This window comes from Sulfuricella denitrificans skB26 (assembly GCF_000297055.2).
GTDB classification, from domain to species: Bacteria; Pseudomonadota; Gammaproteobacteria; order Burkholderiales; family Sulfuricellaceae; genus Sulfuricella; species Sulfuricella denitrificans.
In genome coordinates this window covers 2,224,359-2,239,158 of record NC_022357.1, presented here as the reverse complement: position 1 = coordinate 2,239,158, position 14,800 = coordinate 2,224,359, and the positions used below count along the sequence as shown (strand labels likewise).

The 14,800-nt window shown below is 58.1% G+C and carries 17 protein-coding genes; 10 read left to right on the top strand and 7 right to left on the bottom strand.

Annotated features, from left to right (window positions below; translation table 11 throughout):
• Positions 1 to 11 precede the first annotated feature (11 nt).
• The 3 genes from secF to SCD_RS10905 all read left to right on the top strand — a co-directional run bounded on the left by secF (position 12) and on the right by SCD_RS10905 (position 1,914).
• Complete coding sequence (gene secF, locus SCD_RS10915) at positions 12 to 950, top strand: protein translocase subunit SecF (RefSeq protein ID WP_041674010.1); 939 nt, start codon at positions 12 to 14, stop codon at positions 948 to 950.
• Positions 950 to 1,585, top strand: a complete 636-nt coding sequence (locus SCD_RS10910) for a DedA family protein (protein WP_009205211.1) — start codon at positions 950 to 952, stop codon at positions 1,583 to 1,585. The genes secF and SCD_RS10910 overlap by 1 nt, the downstream gene beginning before the upstream one ends.
• A 65-nt stretch (positions 1,586 to 1,650) precedes the next feature.
• The gene (locus tag SCD_RS10905) at positions 1,651 to 1,914 is read left to right on the top strand and encodes a hypothetical protein (protein ID WP_148290773.1); all 264 of its coding nucleotides are present in this window, start codon (positions 1,651 to 1,653) and stop codon (positions 1,912 to 1,914) included.
• Between the two features lie 108 nt (positions 1,915 to 2,022).
• Here SCD_RS10905 and purB read toward each other — a convergent pair whose 3' ends face one another.
• On the bottom strand, positions 2,023 to 3,393 hold the full coding sequence (gene purB, locus SCD_RS10900) for an adenylosuccinate lyase (RefSeq protein WP_009205209.1): 1,371 nt from the start codon (positions 3,391 to 3,393) through the stop codon (positions 2,023 to 2,025).
• Positions 3,394 to 3,446: 53 nt separating this feature from the next.
• Here purB and nfi point away from each other — a divergent pair, with 53 nt between their 5' ends.
• A complete protein-coding gene (nfi, locus tag SCD_RS10895) occupies positions 3,447 to 4,118 on the top strand; it encodes a deoxyribonuclease V (protein ID WP_009205208.1) in 672 nt (223 codons plus the stop codon).
• A gap of 16 nt (positions 4,119 to 4,134) precedes the next feature.
• Here nfi and SCD_RS15790 read toward each other — a convergent pair whose 3' ends face one another.
• From SCD_RS15790 to SCD_RS10870, 5 genes are all read right to left on the bottom strand, one after another.
• Positions 4,135 to 4,482, bottom strand: coding sequence for a general secretion pathway protein GspB (locus SCD_RS15790; RefSeq protein ID WP_161626934.1), 348 nt, complete (start codon positions 4,480 to 4,482; stop codon positions 4,135 to 4,137).
• Between the two features lie 356 nt (positions 4,483 to 4,838).
• Complete coding sequence (locus tag SCD_RS10885; protein WP_009205206.1) at positions 4,839 to 6,449, bottom strand: ExeA family protein; 1,611 nt, start codon at positions 6,447 to 6,449, stop codon at positions 4,839 to 4,841.
• Between the two features lie 53 nt (positions 6,450 to 6,502).
• Positions 6,503 to 6,919 (bottom strand): DUF2784 domain-containing protein, encoded by a 417-nt coding sequence (locus tag SCD_RS10880; RefSeq protein ID WP_009205205.1) that lies wholly within the window; start codon positions 6,917 to 6,919, stop codon positions 6,503 to 6,505.
• Positions 6,920 to 6,926: 7 nt separating this feature from the next.
• Complete coding sequence (locus SCD_RS10875) at positions 6,927 to 7,274, bottom strand: SpoIIAA family protein (RefSeq protein WP_009205204.1); 348 nt, start codon at positions 7,272 to 7,274, stop codon at positions 6,927 to 6,929.
• Between the two features lie 45 nt (positions 7,275 to 7,319).
• Complete coding sequence (locus SCD_RS10870) at positions 7,320 to 8,153, bottom strand: DMT family transporter (RefSeq protein ID WP_009205203.1); 834 nt, start codon at positions 8,151 to 8,153, stop codon at positions 7,320 to 7,322.
• 215 nt (positions 8,154 to 8,368) lie between these two features.
• On the opposite strand from SCD_RS10870, the gene SCD_RS10865 reads away from it, so the two are divergent.
• The 5 genes from SCD_RS10865 (at position 8,369) to SCD_RS10845 (ending at position 13,327) form a co-directional block, all read left to right on the top strand.
• The gene (locus tag SCD_RS10865) at positions 8,369 to 8,617 is read left to right on the top strand and encodes an exodeoxyribonuclease VII small subunit (RefSeq protein WP_009205202.1); all 249 of its coding nucleotides are present in this window, start codon (positions 8,369 to 8,371) and stop codon (positions 8,615 to 8,617) included.
• A complete protein-coding gene (locus SCD_RS10860) occupies positions 8,610 to 9,500 on the top strand; it encodes a polyprenyl synthetase family protein (RefSeq protein WP_009205201.1) in 891 nt (296 codons plus the stop codon). Before SCD_RS10865 ends, SCD_RS10860 begins: the two co-directional genes overlap by 8 nt.
• A gap of 105 nt (positions 9,501 to 9,605) precedes the next feature.
• A complete protein-coding gene (gene dxs / locus SCD_RS10855) occupies positions 9,606 to 11,477 on the top strand; it encodes a 1-deoxy-D-xylulose-5-phosphate synthase (RefSeq protein ID WP_009205200.1) in 1,872 nt (623 codons plus the stop codon).
• Positions 11,478 to 11,535: 58 nt separating this feature from the next.
• Complete coding sequence (folE2, locus tag SCD_RS10850; protein ID WP_009205199.1) at positions 11,536 to 12,378, top strand: GTP cyclohydrolase FolE2; 843 nt, start codon at positions 11,536 to 11,538, stop codon at positions 12,376 to 12,378.
• Between the two features lie 22 nt (positions 12,379 to 12,400).
• Positions 12,401 to 13,327, top strand: coding sequence for a tetratricopeptide repeat protein (locus SCD_RS10845; RefSeq protein WP_332370303.1), 927 nt, complete (start codon positions 12,401 to 12,403; stop codon positions 13,325 to 13,327).
• A 74-nt stretch (positions 13,328 to 13,401) separates the two neighbouring features.
• Here SCD_RS10845 and SCD_RS10840 read toward each other — a convergent pair whose 3' ends face one another.
• Positions 13,402 to 14,052, bottom strand: a complete 651-nt coding sequence (locus SCD_RS10840) for a retropepsin-like aspartic protease family protein (RefSeq protein ID WP_009205197.1) — start codon at positions 14,050 to 14,052, stop codon at positions 13,402 to 13,404.
• A gap of 26 nt (positions 14,053 to 14,078) precedes the next feature.
• Between SCD_RS10840 and SCD_RS10835 the strand changes: the two genes are divergently transcribed.
• Positions 14,079 to 14,786 (top strand): type 1 glutamine amidotransferase, encoded by a 708-nt coding sequence (locus SCD_RS10835; RefSeq protein WP_023506960.1) that lies wholly within the window; start codon positions 14,079 to 14,081, stop codon positions 14,784 to 14,786.
• Positions 14,787 to 14,800 lie beyond the last annotated feature (14 nt).

Genomic DNA, 14,800 nt, shown 5'->3' with positions numbered 1-14,800 from the left:
GAATCAACATGCTGGAATTTTTTCATATCAAACGCGACATCCCGTTCATGAGCTATGCGCGGGTGACGACATTTATCTCGCTGGTGACGTTCATCGCGGCGGTGGCGGCGCTGGGGCTGAAGGGTCTTAACCTGGGTGTGGACTTCACCGGCGGTACGGTAATGGAGGTGAGCTACAGCCACCAGGCGGATGTTCCCAAGATTCGCGATACCCTGACCAAAATCGGCATGCACGATGCGGCGGTGCAAAATTTCGGCACGGCGCGCGACGTCATGATTCGCTTGCCACTCAAGCCTGATGTCAGTACCGCCAAGCTTTCCGATCAGGTGTTCCATGCATTGCAGGGTGCGGACAACTCCGTCACGCTGAAGCGCGTCGAATTCGTTGGTCCCCAGGTAGGCAAGGAACTGTATGAGAACGGCGCGCTGGCGCTGCTGGTGGTCTCCCTCGGCATCATGGCCTACCTCGCCATGCGTTTTGAGTGGCGCTTCTCGGTGGCGGCGATCATCGCCAACATGCACGACGTGGTGATCATTCTCGGTTTCTTCGCCTTCTTCCAGTGGGAATTCTCCCTCACCGTGCTGGCCGGCATCCTGGCCGTGCTCGGTTACTCGGTCAACGAATCCGTGGTGGTGTTCGACCGGGTGCGCGAAAACTTCCGCAAGATGCGCAAGGCTTCGGTGCCAGAGGTGATTGACAACGCCATTACCCGCACCATGTCGCGTACCATCATCACCCACACCATGACCGAGCTGATGGTACTGTCGATGCTGTTCTTCGGCGGCGAGGCACTGTACTACTTTGCGCTGGCTCTGACCATCGGCATCGTCTTCGGCATCTACTCCTCGGTGCTGGTGGCTAGCCCGATCGTGATGTGGCTGGGCGTGTCGCGCGAGGATTTCCTCAAGCCGGAGAAGAAGGAAGGCGAAGAGGCGGAAGCGCTGCCCTGATGGAGCTTCTGGCCTCTTTTATCGATCTGGTACTTCACCTCGATAAACACCTGCTTGCACTGGTTCAGGACTACGGTACCTGGGTTTACCTGATTCTGTTCCTGATTATTTTCTGCGAAACCGGTCTGGTGGTGACGCCCTTTCTGCCGGGCGATTCCTTGCTGTTTGTTGCCGGTGCCCTGACCGCGACCGGTGCGATGGAACTTCAGGTGCTGGCAGGTTTGCTGATCGCCGCCTCGTTCATGGGCGACAACACCAATTACTGGATCGGCCGCTATGTCGGGCCGAAGGTGTTCAGCAGGGAGCGTTCGCGCCTGCTCAATCCCAAACACCTGGAGCAGACTCACCGATTTTATGAAAAACACGGTGGCAAGGCCATCATTCTGGCGCGCTTCTTCCCCATTATTCGCACTTTTGCTCCCTTCGTCGCCGGCATCGGTCGCATGGATTACCGCCATTTCCTGCCTTACAGTCTTGTGGGTGGTGTGGCTTGGGTCGGCTCGCTGCTACTGGCCGGCTACTTCTTCGGCAATATCCCGTTCATCAAGCAGAACCTGACGCTGGTGATATTCGGCATTATTTTCCTGTCGATTCTGCCAGGAATTATCGGTTACCTGCGCCACCGCATCCCATAGCCATGGAACCCCTGCTCGACGATGCCACGGTTAGTAGTTTCCTCCCGCCGACCCGGCGCATTATCATGCACATCGCTGTAATCGCCGCAATCTCGTTGATCGGCGGTCCTTTGCTCGGTCTCTACGTGTTCAACGCGCCGCGCGGCGAGATGCTCACGCTGTCGCTCCGAACCGGGCTGGGTTGGGGACTGTCCTTTGCTTTCGTCGCCGCCTTCATCTATACCGCCTGGCTGATCAGAACCGCCTGGAAGGGGTATTACAAGCACGTGGCGGCACGGAAGATGGACGAGTTCTATCGCGCCATCGAGGGCGAGCAGACGAAGGATTAAACCGGGATTGCCTGGGGAGGATTTCGTGGTTGCTGTGGGGCAGGCTTTAGCCTGCATGTACGGCTGAAACCGCACCCACAGGATTTGCACTTAACTAGACAATCTGAATTAAATCCTCGTCGCCAGTTCCGCCGCCATGCCGGTGTAGTTGTGCGGAGTCATCTGCAGCAGCCGCTGTTTCGCTTCCTCCGGTATGGCGAGTTTGGCGATGAAGGCATGCAGCGTTTCCTTGGTGATGCCGCCTTTGCCGCGGGTGAGTTCCTTGAGCTGCTCGTAGGGGTTCTCCACGCCGTAGCGGCGCATCACGGTCTGGATCGGTTCCGCCAGTACTTCCCAGTTGTGATCCAGGTAGTCATTCAGGCGTTGCGGGTTGGCTTCCAGCTTGTTGAGGCCGCGCAGGCAGGAATCGTAACCGAGTAGAGTGTAGCCCAGACCCACGCCCATGTTGCGCAGCACGGTGGAGTCCGTGAGGTCGCGCTGCCAGCGGGAAATCGGCAGCTTTTCGGAGAGGTGCCGCAGCAGGGCGTTGGCCAGCCCAAGGTTGCCTTCCGAGTTTTCGAAATCAATCGGATTGACCTTGTGCGGCATGGTGGAGGAACCCACTTCGCCGGCCTTCACCTTCTGCTTGAAGTAGCCCATCGAAATGTAGCCCCAGATGTCGCGGTCGAGGTCGATCAGGATGGTGTTGGTGCGGGCGTAGGCATCGAACAGCTCGGCCATGCAGTCGTGCGGTTCGATCTGGATGGTGTAGGGGTTGAAATCCAGCCCCAGTCCTTCGACAAAATGCTTCGCGAAGCGCTCCCAGTCGAAATCGGGATAGGCCGACAGATGGGCATTGTAGTTGCCCACCGCACCATTGGTCTTGCCCAGGATGGCGACCTCAATCAGGCGCTTTTGCTGGCGCTGCAGGCGGTAGGCCACGTTGGCCAGCTCCTTGCCGACCGTGGTGGGCGAGGCGGGCTGTCCATGGGTGTGGGCCAGCATCGGCATGTTTGCGAGTTCATGGGCGAACTCGATAAGCCGGGCGACGACCTTGGCAAGACCGGGCAGCATCGCCGCTTCGCGCGCATCCTTCAGCATCAGGCCGTGTGACAGGTTGTTGATGTCTTCCGAGGTGCAGGCGAAATGGATGAATTCACTCACCTTCATCACTTCTGCATTGTCGGCCAGCCGAGCTTTCATCCAGTATTCGACCGCCTTGACGTCGTGGTTGGTGACCTTCTCGATATCCTTGACCGCCTGGGCATCGACTTCCGAAAAATTGTTTGCCAGTGCGTCCAGCTGCGCGAAGGTTTCAGTGGAGAAGGTCGGGACTTCGGCGATGGCGGGCTCGCGCGAGAGCGCCTTGAGCCATTCGATTTCCACCTTGACGCGATAGCGGATCAGCGCGAACTCGCTGAAATAGGCGCGCAGGTCGGCCACCTTGTTGTGATAGCGCCCATCCAGAGGGGATAATGCGGTAAGCGTGGAGAGATTCATAAGCCGGCCTGTACTGTAGGTATTTGGAATGCCCGTATTTTACCGCAAACATCATGAAAATAGTTCAAAGGCACCCTTGGGATATCAGTCCGACTGAGGCGATTGCCATCCAGCAGCAACTGCGCGGCGAGGTGGAGAGGGAAGACCGGCTCGGCCCGGTGCGCCATGTGGCAGGGGTGGACGTGGGTTTCGAGGAAGGCGGCGGGATCACTCGCGCTGCGGTGGCGGTGCTAGCCTTTCCTACGCTCGAACTGGTAGAACATGCCATTTTTCGCATTCCTACCCGTTTTCCCTATGTGCCGGGGCTGCTGTCTTTCCGTGAAGTGCCTGCGGTGATCGGTGCGCTGGAGAGGCTGACCGTCATTCCCGACCTGCTGCTGTGCGACGGTCAGGGTATTGCTCATCCGCGCCGTTTTGGCATCGCCAGCCATCTCGGCTTGCTGAGTGGCATTCCTTCCATCGGCGTGGCCAAAACCCGGTTGATCGGCGAGCAGGTCGAACCGCCCGACCGGCGCGGTGCATTCGTGCCGCTGCGCTATCACGGCGAAACCATAGGCGCAATATTGCGCAGCCGACCCGGCGTGAAGCCGCTCTACATCTCCATTGGTCACCGCATCAGCCTGGCGACGGCGCTCGACTTTGTGATGGCCTGCGTCACCCGTTACCGCCTGCCGGAGACGACGCGCTGGGCGCATCGTCTGGCTTCCGGGCCAGCGGTCGAATGAGGTAGTGGATCGGTTGCTACTGAACACCGCGCTGGAAACGATATCCCTTGTAGCTGAAAATCAGGCCATCCTTGGTGATTTGCTCCAGCCTGAGGCCGGGCGTCAGGGATTCGCCTTCCCGCAGCATCCGGTCATTGATGCTGACGAGGCGATCCCTGGGTTTGCTCGAATAGGCATGGAGCGGAATCGTCATGGCTGGAATCTCCTGCTGGATAGGGAGAGGCAGTTCGGCCATGGGTACTACTTTCTGTTCCCGTGCAGCGTCGGCGGGCTTTTCCGGCCCGGAAGCCGGGTGGGTGGCAACGTCTCTGGGCGGAGTGTCGTGCGTCTCGGTTCTGGCGGGTGCGGACGCGTCTGGTTTCATGGTGGTAACCATGGGAGCCGGCTGCACGGTGGGTGCTGAATTCGGTGCCGGTAATTCCTGCACCATCTGTCTGACCATGGGCTCGGGCACGAGTGCCGGCGCGGTTTGGTGTGGTCGATAGGGGTGATTTTGCGGCGAAGTTTTCAGTTTCAGGAGCCGGTTGTTCCGCCTGCCACGGCCGCAGCCAGCCGATCAGGATGCCGGCGGCGAGCAGAATCGCGGCAAGCAGGCCGTAATACAAAAACACGGGTTGTTTGGGCGCAGCTACCGGTGCCTGTGCGGGTGGCAATGTGGGTGTAGCCCCGAGCTGACGCTGTTGGTCGGATTTTTTGAGCGCTTCCAGGATATACGACATGTTATTTTCCCCCTTGCCTGCGGGAAAGTTTCGGCGCCGTTCGGTCCGCCGCACTGCTCAGGCTCATCAGGGTTTGAGGCCCAACGGCACCGTCAGGTGTGAGTCCCTCAATGAGTTGAAACTGTTTGACCTGACTCACCATGGCTTCATCAAATACCGGGTCTGTGGTGGTTTCCGTCGTCTTGCCATGGACTTGCGCGAGTTGCTTGCTCAGCCATTCCACATCCGGCCCGTGCTCCCCCGGCCGGATATTTTTGCGTGCAACCGGCGGCATCCGCCACAGTATGGTGTAGTGCCCCGACCATTGTGTCGCCAAGCCACTCAGGGCGACTGAGCTGGTTGCGGTGCCAACGGTGAAGGTGGCGGATTTATCATCAAGTTGGGTCAAGGTTGCATAGAATTCCTGGCCCTGGTTGTCGCGCATATGCAGAACTGCAGGCCGGTTCAGTTGACGCAGTTCATCCAGCCCACCGCGCGTGGTTCGACAACGCAAACCCATGCTTTCGGCTTGCCGGCATGCGTCCTCCCCCTGATAGTCGGCACCCCATGCCTGGAACAGTGCGGCGTAAGCCAACGCCTTGCTGCGCGAGAGCGGCTCCGCTGCCGGCCATTCCAGGATAACCGGCAATGCCGTTTCCGGCTTGGCGACCTGGATTTGGCTTTCGGATTTTGCCTGATCCGCAGCTTTCGTCTGTGCTTCGTCTTTCGCAATGGGCTGGTATAGCGCCACTGCCAGCACGCTGCCGGCCACCAAAGCCAAACCTGCCAGGAGGGGGCGCATCATGATGCGGCGTTGCGTCGTCGGCTGGTGGAGCACCTCGCGCGCCGCCTGCGTGAGGGTTGCAGCATCGACCCGCTCCTTGCCTTGCACATAGGCGCCCAGCAGTGCCCGGTCGCAGAGTACGTTGATGATCCGGGGAATGCCGCCGCTCAGGCGGTACAACTTTCCCATCAGCGCAGCCGGGAACAGCTGGCGCTGCGTGCCCGAAACTTCAAGGCGATGCCGCACGTAGGCAGCAACTTCCTGCTTGGTCAGCGGCCCCAGGTGATAGCGCGCGATAATCCGTTGTGCAAGCTGCCGCAGTTCCGGCTGTGCCAGCATTGTCGCCAGCTCGGGCTGACCCAGCAGGATGATCTGCAATAGTTTGCGCTGGCTGGTTTCCAGGTTGGTGAGCAGTCTCATCTGCTCCAGTACGTCGGCAGAGAGGTTTTGCGCCTCGTCGATGATCAGTACGGTGTGCCTGCCCCTGGCATGGGCGTCAAGCAGGTAGGCGTTGATGCAGTCGACGAACACCTTGACGCTGGTGTTGCCGGTCGGAAAGGCGATGCCGAATTCGGCGCAGATAGTCGAGAGTAGCTCTGCTACCGTCAGCTTGGGATTAAATATGTAGGCGACATCGCAGGATTCGGGTATCTGTTCGAGCAGGCAGCGGCATACCGTGGTTTTGCCGGCCCCCACCTCGCCGGTGAGCAACACAAACCCGCCGCCGCCATTCACGCCATAGAGCAGATGCGCAAGCGCCTCCTGGTGACGCTGACTCATGTAGAGATAACGTGGGTCCGGCGCGATGGAGAACGGCGCTTCGGCGAGGTTAAAATAACTCTGGTACATGGGCGGTCTGGGAGTGAAGATATCGAGCCATTATAACGGCATGTTCCTCACACTCAAGGAGTAGGCTTCTTCGGTGGAAGATTCTGGCGCAGGTTAAGGTCATGGTGCTGTGGGCGGATAAGCCAGAAAGTGGCGAGAACGGCTAGGGCGAACAGCGCATATGCTAGTGTGAATGCCCATTCTGGCAGGTCATAGAAGGTCAGGCGGCCGACCCAGCGCTGCATGAAGCTGGTCCCGCCCGAACTGGTTTTGCGCAGAAAATCTTCCCATATGGTCAGCGGGCAGGCCATGCCGACGAGAGATTCAGCCATTACAAAGAGGATGGCGGCAAGATGTGCGACGCGGAAGCGGCGGTTGCGCACCCAGTTCCAGCCAAGTGCGGCGCCGGCCCAGATGGCGAACAAACCACCCACCACGAATAGCACGAACAGAAAGTGGACGATCAGGACTGCGTCGGCCAGCAGCGCCATGAGCAAACTAAACGCTGGCAACCCAATCGCTGGCCAGGTTGTAGTCGTCGAACACCCGGGTTTCAGCAGGTGTGAACAGGCTGGTCAGCCAGGTACTCCAGGTGATCCATTGGCTATCGGTGACCACGGCGATTTTCCACAGGTCGAAGCGGTGTTCGCGGGTAAACTTGATTTCTTCCCAGGCAACATCCACGGTGAACCTGGCCATGTCGCGCAGATCGATCAGCAGGTTGACCCGACCCTCGAACTTGATCTTGTACATAACGGCGTCTTCCAGCTCCTTGAAGTCGGCAAGGGTGAACTGGCCCAGCACGCCGACGTTGACGAGGTGGCTGCGGAGTTCGATGGTGATCATGGTTTACTCTTCTAGAGGTGGTGTTCTTTCACTATAGCAAACCGGCTATGTAACAGGAAGACGGGGTGCTACGCGGGAGGCGAGAACACCGCTCAAGATAATCAGGACTATCCCCAGCCAACTGGTCAGGGACAGTATTTCCTGCCACAGCAGGATGCCCCAAAGACTGGCGAAGATGACCGTACTGTAGGCCAGGCTGCCGACCACCAGCGTGTCGCCCTCGCGATAGGCGCGGGTCATGGCGAGCTGTGCCAGGGTGGCGGTAGTGCCAAGACCAAGCAGGAGCAAAAAATTTCGCGGTGAAACGGGGTGAAAAGCGTGAATTCCCATCCAGACGCCGCCGCCGAAGGTGCAGATCAGGGTGAAATAGAATACAACCCGCCATTCCGGTTCGCCGAGCCGTCCCAGTTGCTTGACGTTGAGATAGGCGATGGCGGCGAGAAAGCCGGAGGCCAACCCCATCAGTCCTGCAATCAGTTGTTCCTGGTGCAGGGTGGGCCGCAGCAGCAGCACCACGCCGGAAAATCCGAGCAGGATGGCCAGCAATAGCGGCAGGTGCGGGCGCTCTTTCAGGATCAGCACGCTGAGAAAGGCAAGGAACAGCGGCGCGGTGTAATTGAGTGTTACCGCAGTAGCCAGCGGTAGCTGGGTGATGGCGTAAAAGAACAGCATCAGCGCGGCGAAGCCGGACAGTCCGCGCCAAAGGTGCGCTTTCCAGTGAGGTGTAGCGATGCTCATGCCCCGGATTTTGATGATCAGGGTAATGATCAGCAAGCCGAACAGTGAGCGGTAGAACACCAGTTCAGCGCTGGAAAAAAATTCCGAGCCAATTTTGACGAATACCCCCATGCAGCCGAACAGGATGCCGGCTACGAGCATCCATGTGGATTTTAGTTGTGGGAATTTGGGCATGGATTATGTTGTGAAGTGGTTGTGCAATGCATGGCGGGGTAGTTTATCCCGGATTTGCCTTCAGGCTGGAGGTTAAAGGAGAGAGCCGCTTTCCGTCTGTGCGTAGTGGCTGAAAGCCGCGCGGAGATTGACCGGAGACCGCAATATGCGGTATTTTAACTCTTTTTAGAGTGCGGCAAGTAATGAGCAAAGCTTCAAAATCACCGACCTTCGAAAGCGCACTCGCCGAGTTGGAAAATATCGTCGCCACCATGGAAGCGGGCCAGTTGCCGCTGGAACAGCTTCTGTCGGCCTATAAGCGCGGTGCGGAGCTGCTTCAGTTCTGTCAGCAGGCGTTGCAGGATGCGCAGCAGCAGGTGCGTATTCTGGAAGCGGGCAGCTTGCAGAATTTCGTTAGCGATGCGGATAAAGCCAGTGCAGACAATGATTGATTTTCAGGCATGGGCAGTTGCCAAGCAGCAGCGCATGGAAGATGTATTGTCCGATGTGCTGCCCCAGTCATCGATTGCTCCGCAGCGCCTGCATCAGGCGATGCGTTATGTCGTGCTTGGAGGCGGTAAGCGCATCCGGCCTTTGCTGGCCTTCGCCGCCGGTGAGGTGGTCGGCGCCGGTCCGCAGTGCGTCGATGCGGCTGCGGCTGCGGTTGAACTGATCCACGCCTATTCTCTGGTGCACGACGACCTGCCATGCATGGACGATGACAGTTTGCGGCGCGGCAAGCCTACCTGTCACCACGAATATGACGAGGCCACTGCATTGCTGGTGGGCGATAGTCTGCAAACCCTGGCGTTTCAGGTTCTGGCAGACCGACCATTGGCAGACGCTCCCGCAGTACAGCTGGAAATGATGAAGATTCTGGCGGTGGCTGCCGGTTCGCGCGGCATGGCCGGCGGCCAGGCGATTGACGGCGAAAGCGTCGGCAAGACGCTATCCCTGCCGGAGCTGGAATTCATGCACATCCACAAGACCGGAGCGCTGATCCGGGCCTCGGTGCAACTGGGCGCGTTGTGTGGCAAGGGTCTTGAAAATAGCGAAATGGAGCATTTGCTGCACTACGCGAAATGTATCGGGCTGGCCTTCCAGGTGGTGGACGACGTGCTCGACGCTGAATCCAACACGGCTACGCTGGGCAAGACAGCCGGCAAGGATGCCGAAGCTAACAAACCGACCTACGTTTCTATTCTAGGTGCGAATGCGGCGCGTGCTTTTGCTGCTGATTTGCACCGGGATGCGTTACAGTCGCTTGAAGTGTTCGGCGCACGGGCGGAAAGATTACGCCAGATCGCCGATTTCATCGTCAAGCGGCAATTTTGAACAAGGTTTAAGTTATTTACCGCCGAGGACGCGGAGGTCGCAGAGGAAAGCCATGAAAACTTTCACTTCCGTATCCTCCCCGTCCTCCGAGGTTGAAGGATTTTTGTGCCAGGTAAGTACTCCCTTCTTGAAGCCATCAACGACCCCGCAGAGTTGCGCGCCCTCGAGCGCAGGCAACTGCCTCAACTCGCCGAGGAGTTGCGCACCTTTCTGATCGAAAGCGTGAGCAAGTCCGGTGGCCATCTGGCCTCCAATCTGGGTGCGGTGGAACTGACCATCGCCCTGCATTACGTGTTCAACACGCCGGACGACCGGCTGGTGTGGGATGTCGGCCACCAGACTTATACGCACAAGATTTTGACCGGGCGGCGAGAGGCCATGGCCACCTTGCGCCAGCTAGGCGGTATCGCCGGTTTTCCCAAGCGCGCCGAGAGCGAATACGACGCTTTCGGTGCCGGCCATTCCAGCACCTCGATAAGCGCCGCACTCGGCATGGCGGTTGCGGCTCAGGCGGAGGGCAGCGATCGGCGCGCGGTGGCGATCATCGGCGACGGCGCGATGACCGGGGGTATGGCGTTCGAGGCGCTCAACAATGCCGGGGCGATGGATGCCAATCTTCTGGTGGTGCTGAATGACAACGATATGTCGATCTCGGAAAACGTCGGCGCGCTCAACAACTATCTCGCCAAACTGATGTCGGGGCGTTTTTATTCCGCAATGCGCAAGGGAGGCGAGAAGGTGCTGGGGGCTGTACCGCCGATTCTGGAACTGGCCAAGCGCGCCGAAGAGCACATGAAGGGTATGGTCATTCCCGGCACCCTGTTCGAGGAGTTCGGCTTCAACTACATCGGCCCGATCGATGGTCATGACCTTGACGTGCTGGTGACCACGCTGAGCAACCTGAAACATCTCCAGGGGCCGCAGTTGCTGCACATCGCTACGCAAAAGGGAAAGGGCTACAAGCTGGCCGAAGAGGATCCCTGTCTTTACCACGGAGTGGCCAAATTCAACCCCGAGGACGGGGTAAGCGATGCCAAGCCGGGCGGCAAGCTGACTTACACCCAGGTATTCGGCGACTGGTTGTGCGACATGGCGGCGCAGGACAAGCGCCTGGTCGGCATTACCCCGGCAATGTGCGAAGGCTCCGGCATGGTGCGCTTCGCCCGGGAATACCCCAAGCGTTATTTCGATGTCGGCATCGCCGAGCAACACGCGCTGACTTTTGCCGCCGGCATCGCCTGCGAAGGGATGAAGCCGGTAGTGGCGATCTATTCGACCTTTCTGCAGCGTGCGTACGACCAGTTGATCCATGACATCGCGCTGCAAGGGCTGCCCATCGTGCTGGCGATAGACCGTGCCGGTCTGGTAGGCGCCGACGGGCCGACCCATGCCGGTAGTTTCGACCTGTCCTTTTTGCGTTGTGTGCCTAACCTGCTGGTGATGGCGCCATCGGATGAGAACGAATGCCGTCAGATGCTCTACACGGCATTCATGCACAACGGTCCGTCGGCGGTACGCTATCCGCGCGGCAGCGGCATGGGCGTCGCCATTCAGCAGGAAATGCAGGCATTGCCGATAGGCAAGGGTGAAGTCCGGCGCGAGGGCGAAAAGATCGCCATTCTCGCTTTCGGCAGCATGCTTGCGCCCGCTCTGGCGGCGGCCGAAGAACTCAAGGCTACGGTCGCCAATATGCGCTTCGTCAAGCCGCTGGACGAGGAGTTGACGCTACGCCTGGCGCAAACCCATGACCTGCTCGTCACGGTCGAAGAAAATGCGGTGATGGGCGGTGCGGGCAGCGCTGTGCTTGAGTTTCTGGAGAGCAAGGGCGTGACGGTGCAGGTGCTGCAACTCGGCCTGCCCGACCGTTTCGTCGAACATGGCGATCCCGTCAAATTATTGGCTTCTTGCGGCTTGGACCAGGACGGCATTGTTCGCGCGGTGCAAGGCCGGTTACACAGTACCCAAGTAACTGAGTAGTTTACTCAACTATTATCAGATGTTATACTTGGTCTAAATCAATTCAAGGAATAAATTCATGAGCGAATGTGATGTGACTTGCGATGTGAACGCCCCCGTCTGTGACAAAGACGCCATCGCCGATGTGCAGAACTATGCGGATTCCCGCCAGATTGCCATCGACAAGGTGGGTATTAAATCCATTCGACATCCGGTCAGGGTGGCGGACAAGAGCGAGGGTGTGCAGCACACTATCGCGATGTTCAACATGAACGTCTATCTGCCGCATAATTTCAAAGGCACGCACATGTCGCGCTTCGTTGAGATTCTGAACAGCGACGCCAATGAGCGCGAGATTTCTGTGGAATCGTTCGAGGCTATGCTGCGCGAGATGGTGCAGCGGCTGGAGGCCGAATCCGGCCACGTCGAGATGAGCTTTCCCTACTTCATTAACAAGACGGCCCCGGTTTCCGGCGTGCAGAGCCTGCTCGACTATGATGTCACTTTCGTCGGCGAGATCGTCAAGGGTAAGTACCAGCTCACTATGAAAGTGGTGATTCCGGTCACCAGCCTGTGCCCGTGCTCAAAAAAGATTTCCGATTACGGTGCCCATAATCAGCGTTCCCACGTCACCGTGGCGGTGCGTACCAATGAAATGGTGTGGATCGAGGATGTCGTGCGGATGGTGGAAGATCAGGCGTCATGCGAGCTCTACGGCCTGCTCAAGCGGCCGGATGAAAAATTTGTCACCGAGCGCGCCTACGATAATCCCAAGTTCGTTGAGGATATGGTGCGGGATGTGGCGGCGGCGCTGAATGCCGACAAGCGTATCGATGCTTATGTGGTTGAGGCTGAGAACTTCGAGTCCATACACAATCACTCGGCTTATGCGTTGATCGAACGGGACAAGACCGCAAGCTGAACAAAAAAGTAGGGTGCGCTCCATGCACTGTCTAGTGCGTGGGCCGCGCCCTTCGTATCTTCTTCACTCTCTATCCAATGGCATGGCGAAATCTCCCTATATAGCTGACGCGAACCCCGCCAACTTCCGCACCCTGGTTCTGGAAAATTCTGGAAAAGGCCCGGTACTGGTGTACTTTTGGTCGCCCCAAGCAGGGCCATGCATGATGCTGATGCCCAGACTGGTTCAGCTTGCGCATGAATATGCCGGAAAGTTTCTGCTGGTCCTGCTGGATACCGATCAGCACGGCAGGATGGCCAAAGAAGAGTACGGCGTCACCAGCGTGCCGACGGTCAAGTTTTTTCGGCAGGGGCAGGTGGCACATACCATCCATGGCGCAGAATCCGATGCTGAATTTCGTCGCGCTATCGACAAGTTCGTTGCTCGGCCAAGCGGGGCGTCCCAAGTTGTGTTGAGCGCTTTTCGCCAGCAGGGTAATTTGGAGAATGCCTGCAGCCTGCTGGCCAAGGCCGCTCTGGATGACCCCTACAACGCCCAGATTCCGGTCGACCTTGCCAAGCTGCTTCTGCTCAAGGGCGATTTCGCCCAGGCGGAGGATCTGCTGTTAGCACTGCCGGAAGAGGTGCGAGCCGATGTCGAAATCAGTACCTTGCTGACGCACGCAGGCTTTATTCGTATCGCTCAAGATGCGCCGGATATCGAAACGCTGGAACGGGAAATCGCTGCGGAACCGTACAACAGCCTGGCGCGCTATCAGTTGAGCGCGGTCAAGCTGATCGGCGATGATTGTGCCGGTGCGATGGAACAGTTGCTGGAGATCGTACGCCGCGACCGGACTTTCCACGACGATGCCGGCCGCAACGGACTGATTGCCATTTTTAATATGGTGGGCAGCGAGCACGAACTGGTCGGGCATTATCGGACTTTGCTGACTGAAGCTCTACGATGAATTCGACTCATTATTGAGTGTTTCACAGTTGAATTACCATTCCAGGTAGTGGCAGGGACGCGTCAGGATTCCACTCAATATTTCTTCAGCAGCGTCATGTTAGTTCCATCCTGCTTAATTTCCAGCCTTTTCAGGAAGCTCATGCCAAGTAGTACGAAAGGCATGCCGCTATCCTGCACCAGGCCGTCCACCTGATTTAGCGTGATATTGCCCACCCTCACCGTGTTGAGGGTGACGCGGTAGGCCGGAACCACACCGTTTGCGGTGGAAACCGCTGCGCGTTCGCCGTTGAGATAGGAAATCCCGAGCCGTTTCGCTTCATCTTTACTCATCGATACCATGGACGCCCCGGTGTCTACCATCATGCGCGTGCTGGTGCCGTTGATGTTGCCGGTGGTGACGAAATGGCCTCTCAAATCACCGGCCAGGACTGCACTCTGGTTGCCGCCGCCATCGGCGGAGGGGATCGAGGCGCTTTTGCCCATGCCTAAATTCTGGCGCTTGCCGTCGATTTCCAGCACCGCGGCTGTCGAGTCGGAGCTGATTAGTTTGACGCCTTCCGGCGAGGTTTCGCCAGCAGCCATTACACGATGTTTGCCGCCATTGATGCTGATCATGGCTTTGCCGTTGAACAGGCCGACCACGTTGACTTCGGTAGCATGGGCACTGCTTGTGAATAGAATAAACAGGCCGAGCAGGTTAGAATATCGCCATGCTAAATTCATCAGGACTCCTCTAGATCATGCAGATCATGAAACCGGTTGCGATTTTTCGTCATGCGCCCAGCGAAGGGCCAGGCTATTTTGCCACATTTCTCGATAGCCACAGCATACCCTGGCAACTGTTCAGGGTTGATGCCGGTGACGCCTTGCCGTCAGACGCCAGGTTGTTCAGCGGTTTGGTGTTTATGGGCGGGCCGATGAGCGTGAATGACGACTTGCCGTGGATACCCCATTCCATGGAGCTGATCCGGCAGGCGGCACAGGCCGATATTCCCCTGCTTGGGCACTGTCTGGGCGGGCAGTTGATGGCCAAGGCTCTGGGCGGGGCCGTAGGCAGGAATCCAGTCAAGGAAATCGGCTGGGGTGGGGTGGCGGTGGCGGACAATGCCACTGCCAAGTCCTGGTTCGGGGAGGTGAAAAATTTTGACGCCTTTCACTGGCATGGCGAGACCTTCACGATTCCTTCCGGCGCTATCGGCATCCTGGGCAACTCTCATTGCGTGAACCAGGCATTCGCCATGGGCAAGCATCTGGGCATGCAATGCCATATCGAAATGACCGAAGAGATGGTACGTGACTGGTGTGCGTTGGGTGAGGAAGAAATTGCTTCCGCCATTACCAGTCCGGCTGTGGAGAAGCAGACAGTGATTCTGGAAAATCTGGCGGAGCGTGTGAAGAGCCTGAATGTGACAGCGCAAAAAATCTATACAAAGTGGATTGAAGGGTTGGTGCGCTAGCTGGAATTATTTGT